Source organism: Leucobacter tenebrionis (genome assembly GCF_019884725.1).
Lineage (GTDB): Bacteria > Actinomycetota > Actinomycetes > Actinomycetales > Microbacteriaceae > Leucobacter > Leucobacter tenebrionis.
Genome location: NZ_CP082322.1, coordinates 2,533,473 through 2,551,107, shown reverse-complemented (window position 1 = coordinate 2,551,107; position 17,635 = coordinate 2,533,473). Strand labels below are relative to the sequence as shown.

The 17,635-nt window shown below is 66.7% G+C and carries 14 protein-coding genes and 2 rRNA genes; 2 read left to right on the top strand and 14 right to left on the bottom strand.

All coding sequences use genetic code 11. From position 1 onward, the window contains the following. Positions 1–13: 13 nt before the first annotated feature. From recN to KVY00_RS11625, 4 genes are read right to left on the bottom strand one after another with little or no spacing between them, the layout of a single operon-like run. On the bottom strand, positions 14–1,699 hold the full coding sequence (gene recN / locus KVY00_RS11640; protein ID WP_223043107.1) for a DNA repair protein RecN: 1,686 nt from the start codon (positions 1,697–1,699) through the stop codon (positions 14–16). Further along, positions 1,696–2,628 (bottom strand): NAD kinase, encoded by a 933-nt coding sequence (locus KVY00_RS11635; protein ID WP_223043106.1) that lies wholly within the window; start codon positions 2,626–2,628, stop codon positions 1,696–1,698. The genes recN and KVY00_RS11635 overlap by 4 nt, the downstream gene beginning before the upstream one ends. Then, positions 2,612–3,517 carry a TlyA family RNA methyltransferase gene (locus KVY00_RS11630; protein ID WP_223043105.1) on the bottom strand — a complete coding sequence of 302 codons (906 nt, stop codon included), beginning with the start codon at positions 3,515–3,517 and terminating at the stop codon, positions 2,612–2,614. Before KVY00_RS11630 ends, KVY00_RS11635 begins: the two co-directional genes overlap by 17 nt. Beyond that, positions 3,504–3,713: a hypothetical protein gene (locus KVY00_RS11625; protein ID WP_223045358.1), complete on the bottom strand. Its 210-nt coding sequence runs from the start codon at positions 3,711–3,713 to the stop codon at positions 3,504–3,506. Before KVY00_RS11625 ends, KVY00_RS11630 begins: the two co-directional genes overlap by 14 nt. A 39-nt stretch (positions 3,714–3,752) precedes the next feature. On the opposite strand from KVY00_RS11625, the gene KVY00_RS11620 reads away from it, so the two are divergent. Continuing rightward, complete coding sequence (locus tag KVY00_RS11620) at positions 3,753–4,478, top strand: FadR/GntR family transcriptional regulator (RefSeq protein WP_223043104.1); 726 nt, start codon at positions 3,753–3,755, stop codon at positions 4,476–4,478. A gap of 137 nt (positions 4,479–4,615) precedes the next feature. Here the strand turns inward: KVY00_RS11620 and KVY00_RS11615 are convergent, their stop codons facing one another. The 8 genes from KVY00_RS11615 to KVY00_RS11580 all read right to left on the bottom strand — a co-directional run bounded on the left by KVY00_RS11615 (position 4,616) and on the right by KVY00_RS11580 (position 12,954). After that, the gene (locus KVY00_RS11615) at positions 4,616–6,241 is read right to left on the bottom strand and encodes an amidohydrolase (RefSeq protein WP_223043103.1); all 1,626 of its coding nucleotides are present in this window, start codon (positions 6,239–6,241) and stop codon (positions 4,616–4,618) included. Positions 6,242–6,288: 47 nt separating this feature from the next. Next, positions 6,289–7,149, bottom strand: a complete 861-nt coding sequence (locus KVY00_RS11610; protein ID WP_223043102.1) for an ABC transporter permease — start codon at positions 7,147–7,149, stop codon at positions 6,289–6,291. After that, positions 7,146–8,096, bottom strand: coding sequence for an ABC transporter permease (locus tag KVY00_RS11605; protein ID WP_223043101.1), 951 nt, complete (start codon positions 8,094–8,096; stop codon positions 7,146–7,148). Before KVY00_RS11605 ends, KVY00_RS11610 begins: the two co-directional genes overlap by 4 nt. A 5-nt stretch (positions 8,097–8,101) precedes the next feature. Next, entirely contained in the window at positions 8,102–9,244 is a 1,143-nt protein-coding gene (locus KVY00_RS11600; protein ID WP_223043100.1) for a polyamine ABC transporter substrate-binding protein, read from the bottom strand. A 27-nt stretch (positions 9,245–9,271) separates the two neighbouring features. Beyond that, a complete protein-coding gene (locus KVY00_RS11595; protein ID WP_255572621.1) occupies positions 9,272–10,351 on the bottom strand; it encodes an ABC transporter ATP-binding protein in 1,080 nt (359 codons plus the stop codon). Between the two features lie 8 nt (positions 10,352–10,359). After that, the gene (locus KVY00_RS11590) at positions 10,360–10,917 is read right to left on the bottom strand and encodes a gluconokinase (protein WP_255572620.1); all 558 of its coding nucleotides are present in this window, start codon (positions 10,915–10,917) and stop codon (positions 10,360–10,362) included. 76 nt (positions 10,918–10,993) lie between these two features. Beyond that, positions 10,994–12,034, bottom strand: coding sequence for an HAD-IIA family hydrolase (locus tag KVY00_RS11585; RefSeq protein ID WP_223043098.1), 1,041 nt, complete (start codon positions 12,032–12,034; stop codon positions 10,994–10,996). Continuing rightward, positions 12,034–12,954 carry a tetratricopeptide repeat protein gene (locus tag KVY00_RS11580; protein WP_255572619.1) on the bottom strand — a complete coding sequence of 307 codons (921 nt, stop codon included), beginning with the start codon at positions 12,952–12,954 and terminating at the stop codon, positions 12,034–12,036. Before KVY00_RS11580 ends, KVY00_RS11585 begins: the two co-directional genes overlap by 1 nt. On the opposite strand from KVY00_RS11580, the gene KVY00_RS11575 reads away from it, so the two are divergent. Continuing rightward, on the top strand, positions 12,919–13,794 hold the full coding sequence (locus KVY00_RS11575) for a hypothetical protein (protein ID WP_223043097.1): 876 nt from the start codon (positions 12,919–12,921) through the stop codon (positions 13,792–13,794). The two genes, KVY00_RS11580 and KVY00_RS11575, sit on opposite strands and share 36 nt — an antisense overlap. Before the next feature lie 76 nt (positions 13,795–13,870). Here KVY00_RS11575 and rrf read toward each other — a convergent pair. Both rrf and KVY00_RS11565 read right to left on the bottom strand, forming a co-directional pair. Further along, a 5S ribosomal RNA gene (gene rrf, locus KVY00_RS11570) occupies positions 13,871–13,987 on the bottom strand. Positions 13,988–14,106: 119 nt separating this feature from the next. Beyond that, positions 14,107–17,213: ribosomal RNA gene (locus KVY00_RS11565) — 23S ribosomal RNA — on the bottom strand. Positions 17,214–17,635 lie beyond the last annotated feature (422 nt).

The following is a 17,635-nucleotide window of genomic DNA, read 5'->3' as shown; positions in this document are numbered from 1 at the left end:
CTTCCCGAGCCCCCTAATCCCGCAGCGCGAGCAGCTCCGCAGCGTGCTCCAGAGCGCTCTCGGAATCGCTGAGCCCCGAGAGCAGCCGGGCCATCTCGGCGAGCCGCTCTTCGCCCTCGAGGCGCCTGCAGCTGCTCTCGGTGAAACCGCCCGATGAGTCCTTCACGACCTGCAGATGGTTGTTCGCGAAGGCGGCGACCTGGGCGAGGTGCGTGACCACGATCACCTGCGAGGAGCGCGCGAGTCGGGCGAGCCGTCTGCCGATCTCGATCGCGGCGGCACCGCCGACCCCGGCGTCGACCTCGTCGAAGACGAACGTGGGCACGGGGTCGACCGCCGCGACCACCACCTCGAGCGCGAGCATCACCCGCGAGAGCTCGCCGCCCGAGGCCGACTTGGCGATCGGCCGGGGTTGCGCACCGGGGTGCGGGCTGAGCAGCAGCTGCACCTCGTCGCCGCCCGAGCCGCCCAGCGTGTCGAGCGGCGTGACCCGCACCACGAACTCCGCGTCGGGCAGCGCGAGCTGCCGCAGTTCGATCGTCACCAGCCCGGACAGGCGATCGGCCGCCTCAGTACGCAGCTCCGTGAGGCGCGACGCGAGCGTCCGCTCCTGCTCGCCGAGCTGCTCGAGGCGCGCAGTGAGCTCGTCGATCCGCTCGTCGTCGCCGTCGAGCTCCGTCAGGCGTTTCGCCGCATCCCCGGCGTACTCGACGACCGCCGCCGAATCCGCGCCGTACACCCGGAACAGTCCGTTCAGAGCGGCAAGGCGCTCGTTGGCCTGCGCCAGCTCGCCCGGCCCCTCCTGGTCGAGATCGGCGGCGTACGCCGCGAGCTCGCGCGCGGCGTCGGCGAGCTGGAAGCTCGCGCTGCGCAGCGTGTCGAGCACGGACTCCAGCCGCTGGTCGTGCCCCGCGACGCGTTCCACCTCGCGCACGGCCTCGTCGACCAGCGAACTGGCGTCCCGGCTCATCGGGTCGTCGGAGTCGGTCGCGAGCGCCTCGTGCGCCGAGGAGGTCGCCGCGCGCAGTTCCTCGACGTTGCTCAGCAGCTCGATGCGCTGCGCGAGATCCTGCTCCTCGCCCGGCTGCGGATCCACCGCGGCGATCTCCTCCAGCTCGGCACGCAACCGCGCCGCCTCCGCGGCCCGCTCGTCGCGAGCCTCCGTGAGCTCGGCCACCTGCGCGCTCAGCTCCTGCCTCTCGCGATGCGCAGCGCGGTACTCGCGAAGAGTCTGCGCGATCTCCTCGCCGCCGAATCGGTCGAGGGTATCCCGCTGCGCCGCGGCCGACCGCAATCGCAGCTGCTCGGACTGGCCGTGCACGGCGAACAGCCTCCCGGCCAGCCGGCCCAGGCTCCCGACAGGGGCGCTCGAGCCCCCGACGCTCGCCCGGCTGCGGCCCTCGGCGCTCACCGTGCGGCTGAGCACCAGCTCGTCGTCTTCGATGTCTCCACCGAGTTCCTCGACGATCTCGGCGACCTCCGCGTCCGTCGTGCGCACGATGCCGCCGACCCGCGCCTGCGACGCACCGCTGCGCACCGCCCCGGCGTCGCTCCGCTCGCCCATCAGCAGGCCGAGCGCGCTCACGACCATGGTCTTCCCCGCGCCCGTCTCGCCGGTGATCGCGGTGAACCCCGGGCCGAGCGGCAGGGTCGCGTCGGCGATCACCCCGAGGTCGCGGATGCGCAGCTCCTCGATCACTCGGCGCCTCCGTTCTCGCGGCGTGCGCCTCGCCACCCCGAAACCGGAAGGTGGAACTTGCGCACCAGGCGATCCGAGAACACCGCCTGGTTGAGCCGCGCCAGGCGCACGGAGTGCTTCGAGCGGCGGATGCTCACGGTCGAACCCGCCGGCAGCTCGGTGCGGCGACGGCCGTCGCACCACATCACGCCGGGGCCGATGTTCTCGGGCAGGATGCGCACGCTCAGCTCGGAGTCCGTCCCCGTCACCAGCGGACGGTCGAAGAGCGCGTGCGCGGCGATCGGCACCATCAGCATGGCCTGAACCGTCGGCCACACCACGGGACCGCCGGCCGAGAAGGCGTACGCGGTCGAGCCGGTGGGGGTCGCGAGCACGACGCCGTCGCAGGCGAAGTTCGACACCGGCCGCCCGTCGACGCCGATCTCGACCTCGAGCATGCGCCGCCGCTTCTCGACGCTGGCCTCGTTGAGCGCCCAGGTCTCGGCGATGATCTCGCCGTCGCAGACCGCCTGCACGTCGACCGTCATCCGCTCCTCGACCGTGTAGTCGCGGCGCAGCACGCGGTCGATCGTCTCGGCGAGGTCGTAATTCTCCATCTCGGCGAGGAAGCCCACGTGGCCCAGGTTGACGCCGACGATCGGGCACTCGGAGCCGCGCAGCAGCTCAGCGGCGCGGAGGATCGTGCCGTCGCCGCCCAGCACGATCGCGGCCTCGAGCTCGTGGATCAGCACATCGTCGCCGAGCTCGGCGATGCTCTCGATGTTCAGGTGCGGCGCGAACTCCTGCCGGTCGTGGGCGTCGAGCACCGGCTCGGCGCCCGATGCCCGCAGCGCCGAAACGACCTCGACCGTGGCCGCGACGGCTTCGTCGCGGTGCGTGTGCGAGACGACGAGAAAACGCCTCGCGCCCGCTTCATGCGCAGTGCTCATGGCTCTCCGTTCGCTCGTGTGCGGATGCGGATCGGCCACTCGGCGCCACGCGGCCGTCTTCGCCGCAGAGCTCCGCGATCCGCCCCTCCCATTCTGTCGGATGCGCGCCCTCGGCGGCTGCGAGATGCACCAGGAACTCGCGATTGCCCGTTCCGCCCGCGATGGGAGAGGGCGCGAGCCCCCTGGCCGCGAGTCCCTGCTCCGCCGCCGCGCGCAGCACGATGCGGATCGCATCGGCTCGGAGCGCAGGATCGGTCACGACGCCGTCGCGCACCCGCCCCACCTCGAACTGCGGTTTGATGAGCAGCACCAGGTCGGCGTTCGGCGCCGCGCAGCGCACGATCGCGGGGAGCACGAGGCCGAGGGAGATGAACGAGAGGTCGGCGACCACGAGACTCGGCGCCTCGGACTCACCCGTGTCGGCCGCGAGGTTCTCGGGTGTGAGGTCGCGGGCGTTGCGCCCCTCGACGAGGCGCACTCTCCGGTCGTCGCGCAGGGCGGGCACCAGCTGGTCGTGCCCCACGTCGATCGCCTGCACCAGGCGCGCTCCGCGCTCGAGCAGCACCTGGGTGAACCCGCCGGTCGACGCCCCGATGTCGAGCGCCAGGCGCCCTTCAGGGTCGATGCCGAACTCGTCGAGGCCCGCGATGAGCTTGTGAGCCGCGCGGCTCACGTAGTGGTCGCCTCCGGTGACCTCGATCCGGCTCCCCGGCGCCACGCGAGCCCCGGCCTTCGCCGCCGGCTTCCCGTCGAGCAGCACTTCACCCGCCGCGATGAGCTCGGCTGCCTGGCTGCGAGACCGAGCGAGCCCGAGCAGGGGCAGAACCCTGTCGAGGCGCTCCGCTCCACCTGGCCAGACCGCACCGGCTTCGCCCTCAGGATCCGCCATGATCCCCCCGCTGCAGCTCCGCGAGCAGCTCGTCGTGCAGCTGCTCGAAGCCCGCGGCGCGCTGCGCCAGCGGCTGCGCCTCGATCACGTCGAGGCGCCCGAGCAGACCGTCCTCGCTCGCGCGGCGCTGCGGCGTCGTACCGCTCTGCGCACTCGCGGTGCCGCCCTCGTCCGGCTGCGGATTGCCTTCGATCATGGATCAAGCCTAACCGGCGAAACAGACTACGATGAGGCCATGGCCCCGACCCTGCACGAACAGCTCCTGCAGACTTTGGGAACCCGGATCGTCGGAGGGGAGCTCGCGCCCGGAACGGTCCTCCACGCCGAGCAGATCGCCAGGGACGAGGGCGTCTCGCGCCCGGTGGTGCGCGAGGTGGTCCGGGTGCTCCAGGCGATGGGGCTCGTGGCGGCCACCAAGCGGGTGGGTATCCGAGTGCGCCCCGCCGAAGCATGGAACCTCTACGATCCCCTCGTCATCCGCTGGCGCCTCGCCGTGGGGTCGTCGGGCGGGCAGCTCCGATCGATGACCGAGCTCCGATCCGCGTTCGAGCCCAAAGCGGCGGAGCTGGCGGCCCAGTACCGCGACGACCGCGATGCGGCGAAGCTCCTCGGGCTCGCTCTGGAGATGCGAGAGGTGGGCAGGGCCGGCGACCTCAAGCGCTTCCTCGAGCTCGACATCGCCTTCCATCGATTCGTGCTCACGGCGAGCGGCAACGAGATGATCGCTCAGCTCGAGCGGATCGTCGCTGAAGTGCTCACCGCCCGCACGGAGCAGGGGCTCATGCCACATCAACCGCACGAGGACGCGCTGGAGCTGCACGTGCGCGTCGCCGAGGCGATCTGGGCTCGTGATTCAGGGGAAGCCCACGCCGCGATGGACCGCATCATGCGACGCACCGCCGCGGAGGTCTCCGTCACCTGGTCGGATCTGCCCCGCCCCTCGATCCTTCCCGAGGCGTAGGCACGGAGGCCGCGCCAACAGGCGCGGGCAGACGCCACCTCCCCTGAACGCGGAGTGCCATTCTGCGGGTACCTCACCGTGCACACCAGCAGATCGGGACTCCGCTACGGAACGCGCGCGGTCAGGGTGACGCCTAGCTAGCGCTCGAAGACGGACACCCCGCGCGCGAACGTCGCGTCGACCCGCACGCCGTGCAGATCCTCGTCCGGCACCTCGGTGAGATCAGCATCGAGCACCACCAGGTCCGCGAGCATTCCGGGCTCGATGCGACCTCGGGAGTCGTCCTGTCGCACGGCGTGCGCCGATCCGCTGGTGGCCGCCAGGAGCGCGCTCCGGCGCGATAGGGCCTCGTGCGCCAGGAAGGGCTCCGTGGAATCGCCCGGATAGCTGCGGTTCACCGCGACATGGATCCAGGCGAAGGGATCCGGGGTGGTCACCGGCCAGTCCGATCCGAAAGCCAGGGGCACCCCCGCGCGCTCGAGCGAGCGGAACGCGTACTGATGCGTGTGCAGCGAGGGATCGAGGAACGGGAGCGTCATCTCCATCATCTGCGCGTCGCCCTGCGCCCAGTACGGCTGCACGTTCGCGATGACCCCCGCGCGCGCCATACGGGCGATGAGTTCGGGATTCAGCACCTGCAGGTGCGCGAGCTGGTGACGGCGGTCGCGCGCCGGCGCACCCGCGAGAGCCCCCTCGATCATGGTCAGCATCTCATCCGTGGCGCGATCCCCAATGACGTGCGCGTGCAGGTCGAAGCCTGCGCGATCGAGCTCGGCGACCACGGGTGCGAGCTCCGCGGGATCGAAGAAGGTGATCCCGCAGTTCGGCGTCGCCGTGCCCTCGGCCCCATCGAGGTACGGGATCGACACCGCTCCCGTCAGCGTCTCGCATACCCCGTCGTACATGATCTTCACGCCGCTCGTGCGGAAGCGCTCCTCGCCCGCGAAGGCCGCCCGGCGCTCGACGAGCTGCTCGACCGCTCCCGCGGGATCGCTGCGCGGCAACCACAGGTTGCCCGTCACCTGCCCGAGCAGCCGGCCCGAATCGATCGCGCGACGGTAGCAGCGCTCCACGTCTGTGGTCGGCACGAAGTCGCCGACGATGGCCTCCTGCCACCCGGTGATGCCGAGCGAGAAGAAGTGGCGCTGCCCGGCGAGCAGTCCCTGGAAGCGGGTCTCGTCATCGAGCGCCGGGATCAGCTCGGCCACGAGCAGCATGGCGCCCTCGTGCAGCAGTCCGATCGGCGCACCCGCGGCATCCCGCTCGATACGCCCGCCCTCGGGGTCCGGGGTTCCCGTCGAGATGCCGGCGAGGCGCAGCGCCGCCGAATTCACCCAGGCGCTGTGCCCGTCCTTGTTCGAGAGGTAGGCCGGCCGCTCGCCGGTCACCGAGTCGAGTTCGGCGAGCATCGTGCGCGTGTCCGCGAAGTGGTCCAGCGACCAGCCGCGGCCCACGATCCAGGGATCCGCCGCACGATCGCAGTACTCGGCGATGAGCCGCAGCGCATCGGCCCGCGAGGTGCTCGAGGAGAGATCGCACCGCGCCAGCTCGATGCCTGACTCGACGAGATGCACGTGCGCGTCGGTGAACGCGGGGAGCACGCTGCGCCCCCGCGCGTCGAAGGTCTCGCCGGAGGAGGCCGCGGTTTCGGACATCGGCGTGACGCCGGCGATCCGCTCACCCTCGATGCGCACGGCGAAGCGGTCGCGACCCCCGTCGACGAGCGGCAGCGTGCAGTCGATGATGGTGAGCGCAGAGGTCATGCGCGGCTCCTTCCGAGCGGTTCGATTCAGAGAGGCGTCGGGAGAGGTCATTCCGATCCGACGAGAGCGCGGGCGGTGCTGGCCGCGGATCCGCCGCGGGCGAGGATCGCAGCGGCGAGCGCGAGCAGCGCGAGCGTGGCGATCAGCATCACCGCCGCCATGGCCGCGAGCTCCGGGCGCAGGCCGGAGCGCAGCGAACTCAGCACGTAGACCGGCCAGGGCGTGCTGCCCGTCGCCTGCACGAACGCCGAGATGATGGTGTTGTCGAGACTGAGCGTGAACGCCATGAGGGCGCCCGCGCCGATCGCGGGAGCCAGCTGAGGCAGCAGGATCTGGCGGAAGCTGTTCCAGCGGGAGGCGTAGAGATCCTCCGCGGCCTCGGTGAGCGCGGGATCGAGCGCCCGTACCCGCCCGCGCACGAGGAACGAGACCACGGCCGTGGCGAACAGGGAGTGGCCGATCGCCAGTCGCAGGATCCCGTCGTTGAACAGCGCGAGCCCCCAGTCCACGCTGAGCGACGTGAGCCACGGCATCAGCGACACCGCCTGCACGATCTCCGGGGTGACCAGCACCAGGCCGAGCAGACCGACGATCGCCGAGACGAACGCGCCGGTCCGCAGCCCGATCGCCATCCCCAGGGTAGAACCGAGCAGCGTGGCGAACAGGGTGGCGACGACGCTCGAACGGAGAGAGACGCCCACGGCGTTCAATATCTCGGGGGTGTTGAAGGCGGTCTCGTAGGCCGTGACGCCGAATCCCTCCCACGCCCCGAGCAGGCTCCCGGTGTTGAAGGAGTAGAAGAGGATCACGATGAGCGGTGCGAACAGGAAGAGCAGCACCAGGATGCCGAAGATCCGCAGCGACAGGTCGGCGCCGCGGCCCCGCTCGTGTACCTTGTTCGAACTCATGCCGCGGCCTCCGCTCCGGCACGGGTCGGCTGCCCGGCGCCCCTCTCGATGGGGAGCCGCCGTCGGGCTCGCAGCACCGCGGCGCAGACCAGACCGATCGCCCCGACCAGCAGGATCGTGATCAGCGTGGTCAGTATGAGCGTGATGGACATCGCCGATCCGAGGGCCCAGTTCTGCCCCTGCTGGAACTGCCCGGCGATCATCTGCCCCACCATGTTGCCCTTGGCGCCGCCGAGCACCTGAGCCGTGATGTAGTCGCCCATCAGCGGTATGAACACGAGCAGCACGCCGGAGACGATGCCGGGCATCGCGAGCGGCAGCGTGACCTGGCGGAAGGTCCCCCACCGGCCGGCGCCGAGGTCCTTGCTCGCCTCGCGCAGTGCGGGGGTCAGCCGCTCCATCGCGACGAACACCGGCAGGATCATGAGCGGCAGGTAGTTGTAGACGACACCCAGCTGCACCGCCCCTTTGGTGTAGAGCATCGAGAACGCGGCATCGACGAGGCCGGCCTCCCTCAGCAGAAGCGTCAGCGGCCCCTCGGGAGCCAGCAGGATCTGCCATCCGATGGTGCGGATCAGGAAGTTCGTCCAGTAGGGCACGAGCACCAGCGCCAGCACCAGGTACCGCCACCGCGCACTCACCTTCACCGCGAGCCAGTACGAGAACGGCACGGCGATCAGCAGGCAGACGAGAGTGCCGATGATCGCGATCTGCAGCGTGTTCGCGAAGGTCTGCAGAAACGCGCCGCTCAGCGCCTCCGCGTAGCGGTCGAGCGAGAGCACGGAGTTGTCGTGCGTGCCGTACAGCCCCGGCTTCTGCCCGAAGCTGTACCACACCACCACCAGGATGGGGACGATGAAGAAGAGCAGCATCCAGGCCCCGCCCGGCACCGCGAGCAGAGCAGCGGCCCCGCGCTGCCCGCGATCCGGATTCCGTTTTCTCGCCATAACGCTCACGCCCCGGCGCGGGCCTTCATCTCGGCGACGATCTCCATGCGGGTCTCCTGCGCCTCGTTGATCTGTCCGGTGTACATGCGCTTCTTCTCCTCCTCGCTCGGGAAGATCATGGGGAGGAGCGGTGCATCAGCCGCAGCGAGCTCGGTCTCCGCCTGTCCGATGCCAGTGCCGTAGCCGACGTACTCGATGTTGCGCACCGACTCCTCGACGCCGAGCGAGTAGTCGATGAACTCGTAGGCGGCGTCGATGTTCTGGGCGCCCTTGACGATCGCCCAGTTGTCGGTCCAGAGGTTCGTCTCCGGTGTGGGGAGCACCCACTTCCAGCGATCGGGATCCTTGCTCGCGAGAATGCCTCGACGCGCCTCCCCGTTCCAGGTGTGCACGAGCGCCTGGGATCCCTGCGGGATCGCGCCGCTGCCGGGCGCCGAGTCGAAGGCGGAGATGTGCTCGGCCAGCTCATCCACCAGGAAGGAGCGGATCTCGCCCAGCTGCTGCTCGTCCTGAGTGCTCTGGTTCCAGCCGCGCGCGAAGCACAGGATCGCGCAGATCTCGCCGGGATCATCGGCGAGAGAGGTGCGACCGCTCGCCTCGTTCTTCGCGGCGTCGATGAAGTCGTCCCAGGAGACGAGCTCGCGGCTGATGACCTGCGTGTCGTAGGCGAAGCCCGTGGTGCCCCAGTACTTCGGCACCGTGTAGCTGTTGTCGGGATCCCACTCCTGCCCCAGGAACGCCTGGTCGATGTTCTCGAAGTTCTTCAGGCGGCCGAGGTCGAGCTTCTCGAGCAGGTCGTTCTCGGCCATCTGCGGCACGAAGACGCCCGTCGGGATCACGATGTCGTACCCGCTGGTGCCGCGCGCGGCGACCAGCTTGGCGATCATCTCCTCGTTCGAGGAGTAGGAGTCGATCGCCACCTTCGAATCGAACTCCTCCACGTTGGCGGGGTCGTCGTACCCCGACCAGGAGTAGACGCGCAGGGTGCCGGATCCCGCTCCGGCGTTCGCACCTCCCGAACCGCCGGAGGAGCACGCGGCGAGCGTCAGTGCGGCGCCCGCTCCGACTGCGCTCCCGAGGAACAGGCGGCGCGTGAGGGCGACCTCGCGTGCGCGAGGCATGAGAATCTTGGGGATTCCGTCGGCCATGAGTGACTCTCCTTCGAGTGGTGCGATTCAGTGGGTGGAAGATGCGGGGAAGACCGCGACGTGGTCGGCGCCCCAGCTCGCTAGCACACGGTCGCCGGGCGCGAAGCGATGGGTGTCTGAGGTGCGGGCAGTACGCGTGATGAGCGTGCCGCCCGCAGCCGAACGCACCACGTACTGCCGGGTCTCACCGAGCGTGTTCACGGCCTCGACCGTCGCCGCGCAGGTGTTGACCGTGTTCTCACCGGTCTCCGGGGAGAGCCCGATCGCCTCGGGCCGAATGGCTACGGTCGCGCGGTCGCCGCGCACCGGCGCAGCGGTCCGGAAACGCACGCCGTCCGCGGTCACGAGGACCCCGTCGGCCTCGACGCGCACGTCCTCGAAGAAGTTCTGCTGGCCCACGAAGCCGGCGACGAAGCGTGTGGCGGGGTGCTCGTAGATGGTCTCGGGATCATCGAGCTGCTCGATCCGCCCGCCGTTCATGATCGCCACACGATCGCTCATCGCGAGCGCCTCGCCCTGGTCGTGCGTCACGAAGAGGAATGTCGTTCGCAGACGGGCCTGGATCAGCCGCAGCTCGATCTGCACTTCCTCGCGCAGCTGCCGGTCGAGCGCCGCGAGCGGCTCGTCGAGCAGGAGCACCTTCGGGCGGTTCACCAGCGCGCGGGCCAGTGCGACACGCTGCTGCTGCCCGCCTGAAAGCTGCGCGGGCTTCCGGTCGGCGAACTGTTCCAGGCGCACCAGCCGCAGCGTTTCAGCGACGCGCTCGATGATCTCGCTCTTGGGAACTTTGCGCTGTCGCAACCCGTAGGCCACATTGCCCGCGACCGTCAGGTGCGGGAACAGCGCGTACGACTGGAAGACCGTGTTGACCTCGCGCTTGTTCGCCGGCCGCCCCGTGAGTTCATCGCCGTCGAGCAGGATCTGCCCCGCATCCGGGTGTTCGAAGCCCGCGATCATGCGCAGGGTCGTCGTCTTGCCGCAGCCCGACGGACCCAGCAGCGAGACGAACTCGCCCTGCTGCAAGCTGAGATCCAGCGCATCGACGACGACGTTGCCGCCGTAGCTCTTCGTCACCCCTCGCAGGTCGAGAGTTGATCCTTCAGTCATAGACGGGCTCATCGAGCGACCTCCTGGTCTGTCGGCTCGAGGGTCCGCAACCACGCGATCGCCTGGGAGACGATCAGGTCGACGGGCTTCTCGATATCGATGCGGATCGCACGCTCGTCTCCGAGCGGGGGCTCGAGGGCGCGCAGCTGCGACGGGAGCAGTTCGGCCGGCATGTACTCGTGCTGGCGGCCGCTCATCCGGGCGGCGATGATCTCGGGATCCCCGTCGAGGTAGACGAACGCGATGTCCGGGCACTCCGCGCGCAACTGCTCGCGGTAACCGATCTTCAGGGCCGAGCACGCAACGACCGGCGGTCGTCCTCGCTGCACCTCCGCCGAGATAGCCTTGCCGACAGCACGGAGCCAGGGCTCCCGGTCCGAGTCGTCGAGCGGCACGCACGATTCCATCTTGCGCCGGTTCGCCTGCGGGTGGAGGTCATCGGCGTCGATGAACGGGCGGCCGAGGCGCAGCGCGATCTCCACGCCGACAGTGGTCTTGCCCGCGCCGGAAACGCCCATGACGACGAGCGGCGCATGCGGGGCCGGAGCTTCCTCGTTGGAGAACACGATCCCAATTAAAGCATATTTAATTCGCTCGCGTGAGCATTAAACCTGATGTATTGCTCGTCGGCACCTCGTCGAATCAGAGCCAGTGGTCCTCGTAGAGGATCTCCGGAACCTTCAGCCCGTAGATCGCGAGCCCCGATCCCCATACCGCTGCGCAGCCGGCCCGAAGCAGGTCGAGGGGGGAACCGCCCTCGGCGACCACCTGGGCGATGTGTCCGTCCATGCGCACCTTCGCGGCTCCTACCTGCACGGTGCCGTCGCGCAGCACCTCCGTCTGCGGATACGGTTCGTGCAGCTCCGCGAGCGTGGCGACGATGTAGTCGGGCCGCATATCCTGCGAGGCCGCGATGAGCTGCTTCGGCCGATCCACACCGGTGAGCACCTGCAGCGAGGGGATCCCCGCCGCGCGCGCTCCCTTGATATCGGTGTCGAGCCGGTCGCCGAGCATCAGCGCGTTGCGCGTGCCGAAGCGGTCGAACGCCGCCTCGAAGATCGGAGTCTCGGGCTTCCCGGCGAAGATCGGCAACCGCTGCACGGCGGTGTGGACCGCCGAGACGAGCGTGCCGTTACCCGGGGCCAGGCCGCGAGCGACCGGGATGGTCCAGTCCGTGTTCGTCGCGATCCACGGCAGCGGGTCGCGGCCGGGCTGCTCGGCGAGCGCGAACGCCGCCTCAGCGAGATGCACCCATCCGACCTCGGGCGCGAACCCCTGCACCACCGCTGCGGGATCATCATCGGCGCTGCGGGTCACTTCGAACCCGGCCTTGTGCAGCTCGTCGACCAGCCCGTCCCCGCCGACCACGAGCACCCGAGAACCCGGAGCCACCGATTTCGCGAGCAACGTCACCGCCGCCTGCGGGGAGGTGACGACGTCGTCGGGCTCGGCGCGCAGCCCGAGCTGCCGGAGATGCTCGGCGACGGCCGCATCCGTGCGAGAGGCGTTGTTGGTGATGTAGGCGAGGCGAGCGCGCTCAGCTGCGCGATTCAGCTGCTCCACGGCCCCGGGAATCGCGCCCGGGCCGCGGTACACCACGCCGTCGAGGTCGGAGAGCAGCAGCTCACGGCCGTCGATCGGCGCCGCTCCGAGAGGGGTCCGCTTCTTGCCGAACAGGGCCACTATTCCCGCTCCTCCGCCTCCGAGGCGCCGTCGGCACTGCCAGCACCGGCCCCAGCGGCATCCGCATCGCCGATACCCGCCTCGGCGAGCAGTGCGTCGACCTCGGCCGCGATCTCGGCCGCCTCTTCCGGCTCGACGTCACCGAGGTCCGCCGCGGTACCGTCGAGGCCCGCTTCAGCGTCGACATCGCTGTCGCCCGAGGGCTCCCGGTCGCTCGCTTCCTCGTCGGCCGGTTCCTCGTCGGGAACAGGCTCGGATTCGCGGATCTCGAAGACCTCGAGTTCGTCGAGCGACCCGAGATGATCCTGCAGTGCTCCCGCGGCGCGGTCGGCGTGACGATACCACTCGCGTGCCTCGTCCTCGCGGCCGAGATCCTCGAGCACGGCGGCGTAGGCGCCGAAGAGCTCGGGGCTCCACGAGAAGGCTCGCTTCGGGTTGAGTTCGGGGATCTCAAGCTCGAACAGCGCCTGCTGGGTCTGCCCCAGATCGAGGCGAGCGCCCGAGACCGCGATCGCGAGGTGCACCCGCTGCTCGGTATCGAGCTTCGAGGTATCGGCCTCGAGCGCGGTCTCGATCGCCTTCTCAGGGCGCCCCAGACCGCGCTCGCAATCCACCATCAGCGCGACGTGCCCCTCGAGGCCGCTAAGGCGGCGGTAGGTGCGCAGCTCGCGCAGCGCCAGCGCGAAATCACCCGTGCGATACGCCGTGATCGCGAGCGTCTCGCGGGTCACCGGGATACGGCCGGCGCGGCGGCTCGCGGAGAGAGCATGCTGATGCGCGAGCTCGGGATCGTCATCGATCAGCATGGCGACCATGGCGAGGTGACGCGCGACGCGCTCCTGCACATCCGCCTGCAGCGTCTTCAGCTCGTTGCGAGCCGCCGGGTGAAGATCGTTCGGCCGGATGTCGTCGGGGATCACCGGATCACGATGCTCGGCCCGCACCGGGCGCAGCTCGTGCTGCAGCCGCTCGGCCTCGGTGTACTCGCGATCGCGGCCCCCGCGATCGCTGCGACCGCCACCGCGGGTCCCGCCTCGGCCGAAGCTCTCCTTCCGCTGCGGACGGTCGTCTCCGCGACCACCGCGTTCGCGGTCGCCGTCGCGGCGCGGACGCCGGTCGTCGCGATCGCCGAAGTCGCGGCGCGGACGACGATCATCGCGGGAGTCGCTATCGCGACGAGGCCGCCGGTCTTCTCGCTCCCCGAAGTCGCGACGGGGACGACGATCATCGCGATCGCCGAAGTCGCGACGGGGGCGACGCTCCTGCCCTCCCTCACGGAAGGGACGGCGCTCCCCGCCCCGATCGCCACTCTGACCGCGACGATGGTCGGCGCCGTCACGACGCGGGCCTCGGTCATCGCGGAGATCACCATCACGACGCTGCCGGCGGCGATCCTCGCGGAAGTCCCCGTCGCGACGGGGGCGTCGATCGTCGCGGAAGTCACCCTCGCGGCGAGGACGTCGGTTCTGTCCTCCCTCGTCATCGCGGAACGGGCGCCGCTCGCCACCGCGGTCGCTACGACGATCGTCTCCCTCGCGACGCGGACGACGGTCCTCACGATCGCCGTCACGACGCGGGCCGCGATCGCCACGCTGCTGGCGATCTCCGCTGCCGGAGAACCGCTGATTCCGATCATTGCCCGAGCGGAACCCTCCGCGGGCTTGATCGCCGCTGCGCTTTCGGGGGCTTCGATCCGCGGAGTCGTCCCGCTGGGGTCGATCGTTCATGGAGTGCCTCCCGAAAATGCGCTATCGAATTAAGTCTATGAATGTGTTGAGGGTCGTACCGGTGGGTGCCGTCTTCGGCGTTCACTGGTACGACCCTCAATTAATGGGTGTCCGGCGGTGTCCTACTCTCCCACGAGGTCCCCCTCGCAGTACCATTGGCGCTGTCAGTCTTAGCTTCCGGGTTCGGAATGTGTCCGGGCGTTTCCCTGACGCTATGGCCGCCGTAACTCTGTCAACATGTCGACACACCCCGAGTGTGTGGGGGTGTGGGCCGTCTGTTGGGAACCACAAAGTGGACGCGAATCATCGTTACATTTGCATGCTCACCCCCCTGGGGGGTGGGGTGTTTTCAAGTTGTTGGTGTATTAGTACCAGTCAGCTCCATGAGTTGCCTCACTTCCACATCTGGCCTATCAACCCAGTCATCTCCTGGGCACCTTCAGAACCGAAGTTCTCGGAGATCTCATCTTAAGGCCGGCTTCCCGCTTAGATGCTTTCAGCGGTTATCCATCCCGAACGTAGCCAACCAGCCATGCCCTTGGCAGAACAACTGGCACACCAGAGGTCCGTCCAACCCGGTCCTCTCGTACTAGGGTCAGATCCTTTCAAATCTCCAACGCGCGCAGAGGATAGGGACCGAACTGTCTCACGACGTTCTAAACCCAGCTCGCGTACCGCTTTAATGGGCGAACAGCCCAACCCTTGGGACCAACTCCAGCCCCAGGATGCGACGAGCCGACATCGAGGTGCCAAACCATGCCGTCGATATGGACTCTTGGGCAAGATCAGCCTGTTATCCCCGAGGTACCTTTGATCCGTTGAGCGACAGCGCTTCCACAAGCCACTGCCGGATCACTAGTCCCGACTTTCGTCCCTGCTCGACCTGTCAGTCTCACAGTCAAGCTCCCTTGTGCACTTACACTCGCCACCTGATTGCCAACCAGGTTGAGGGAACCTTTGGGCGCCTCCGTTACTTTTTGGGAGGCAACCGCCCCAGTTAAACTACCCACCAGGCACTGTCCCAGAACCCGATCAGGGTCCGTAGTTAGATATCCAATATGACCAGAGTGGTATTTCAACAACGACTCCACGATAACTAGCGTCACCGCTTCATAGTCTCCCACCTATCCTACACAAGCCACACCGAACACCAATACCAAGCTGTAGTAAAGGTCACGGGGTCTTTCCGTCCTTCTGCGCGTAACGAGCATCTTTACTCGTACTGCAATTTCGCCGAGTTCACGGTGGAGACAGCTGGGAAGTCGTTACGCCATTCGTGCAGGTCGGAACTTACCCGACAAGGAATTTCGCTACCTACCTTAGGATGGTTATAGTTACCACCGCCGTTTACTGGGGCTTAAATTCAAAGCTTCGACCCCGAAAGGTCTAACCTCTCCTCTTAACCTTCCAGCACCGGGCAGGCGTCAGTCCGTATACATCCACTTGCGTGTTGGCACGGACCTGTGTTTTTAGTAAACAGTCGCTTCCCACTGGTCTCTGCGGCCACCACACCCTTTCGGAGCAAGTCCTAATAAGCGGGTGGCCCCCCTTCTCCCGAAGTTACGGGGGCATTTTGCCGAGTTCCTTCACCATGATTTTCTCGATCTCCTGAGTATTCTCTACCTGACCACCTGAGTCGGTTTGGGGTACGGGCAACAGCAAACCTCACGTCGATGCTTTTCTCGGCAGCATAGGATCACCAGCTTCCCCATACGGGTCCGCATCACATCTCACCCACAGAACCCATCTCTTAAACAGGTTCGGGCTACATGTTTACACCGGGACAACCATCGCCCGGCACTGGCTACCTTCCTGCGTCACACCTCACGCTCACCACCCCAGCATCGGGTTCACAGCCGCCACCAGCACATCACCCGAAGGATCCATGCCGGTCTTGGTTTGTTTAGCACTACTGGTTAGGTCTTTGACGGTTTACCGCCGGTACGGGAATATCAACCCGTTGTCCATCGACTACGCCTGTCGGCCTCGCCTTAGGTCCCGACTTACCCAGGGCAGATTAGCTTGACCCTGGAACCCTTGGTCTTCCGGAGGACGGGTTTCTCACCCGTCTTTCGCTACTCATGCCTGCATTCTCACTCGTGTAGGCTCCACGACTGGATCACTCCGCCGCTTCACTGCCCACACGACGCTCTCCTACCCAACCGGACAACTGAACCACGAAGGCTTGTCTCAGTCCGATTGCCGCAACTTCGGTGGTGTGCTTGAGCCCCGTTACATTGTCGGCGCGGAATCACTTGACCAGTGAGCTATTACGCACTCTTTCAAGGGTGGCTGCTTCTAAGCCAACCTCCTGGTTGTCACAGCAACTCCACATCCTTTTCCACTTAGCACACGCTTAGGGACCTTAGTTGGCGATCTGGGTTGTTTCCCTCTCGACTATGAAGCTTATCCCCCACAGTCTCACTGCTGCGCTCTCACTTACCGGCATTCGGAGTTTAGCTGACGTCAGTAACCTTGTAGGGCCCATCGGCCATCCAGTAGCTCTACCTCCGGCAAGAAACACGCAACGCTGCACCTAAATGCATTTCGGAGAGAACCAGCTATCACGAAGTTTGATTGGCCTTTCACCCCTATCCACAGCTCATCCCCTCAGTTTTCAACCTAAGTGGGTTCGGCCCTCCACGCGCTCTTACACACGCTTCAGCCTGGCCATGGATAGATCACTTCGCTTCGGGTCTAGGACACGCGACTGAACCGCCCTATTCAGACTCGCTTTCGCTACGGCTTCCCCACACGGGTTAACCTCGCCACGTATCGCTAACTCGCAGGCTCATTCTTCAAAAGGCACGCCATCACAGAAACAAAGCCTGCTCTGACGGTTTGTAAGCAAACGGTTTCAGGTACTCTTTCTCCCCTCCCGGGGTACTTTTCACCTTTCCCTCACGGTACTAGTCCGCTATCGGTCATCTGGGAGTATTTAGGCTTATCAGGTGGTCCTGACAGATTCACACGGGATTTCTCGGGCCCCGTGCTACTTGGGATACACACCACGCGGCGTACGCATTTCGGGTACGGGACTCTCACCCACTCCGGTCGCTCGTTCCAAAGCGTTCCCCTATACGTCCGCACTCACGTTTGAGACTCAGCAGCGTCTCACGGCATGTCCCGCAACCCCGGTGATGCAACCCCTGCCAGGTATCACACACCACCGGTTTAGCCTGATCCGGGTTCGCTCGCCACTACTACCGGAATCACTATTGTTTTCTCTTCCTGTGGGTACTGAGATGTTTCACTTCCCCACGTTCCCTCACCCCGCCCTATATATTCAGGCGGGAGTCACCAGGTACGCACGCGCCTGGCGGGGTTTCCCCATTCGGAAATCCTCGAATCACAGCCCGTTTATCGGCTCCCCGAGGCTTATCGCAGATTACTACGTCCTTCTTCGGCTCCAGATGCCAAGGCATCCACCGTTTGCTCTTGATCACTTGAAATCACATAAGCATTAAATTCGAACACACACCCCACCACCCCGCAAAAGAGCGGCTTGGTCGGGTGCGCGACCAATGAAATTAAAGTAAATACACCACCATCAACCCCGCACTCACCGGCACCCCTTTCTCACCCGAAAGCAAAAAAGACGCACCCGCGAACCGCGGAAAAATTTGACGCTGGCGTAGATGCTCGCGTCCACTGTGTAGTTCTCAACGTACGGCCGATCCCACCATCACCGGCAACACGTCCGATGACCGCGGGTCAGAAAACCAAGTCCACCCACACCCCACAAAGAAGGTGTGTGCCGGCTGGGCTTCCAGGACCCAATAGCATGCACTCAAAGACACCCCGAACCACTCACCCATCCTTTCCAACACCACGCCCCGCAAAGGGCACAGTGCGTACTCGCACAGACGAACAG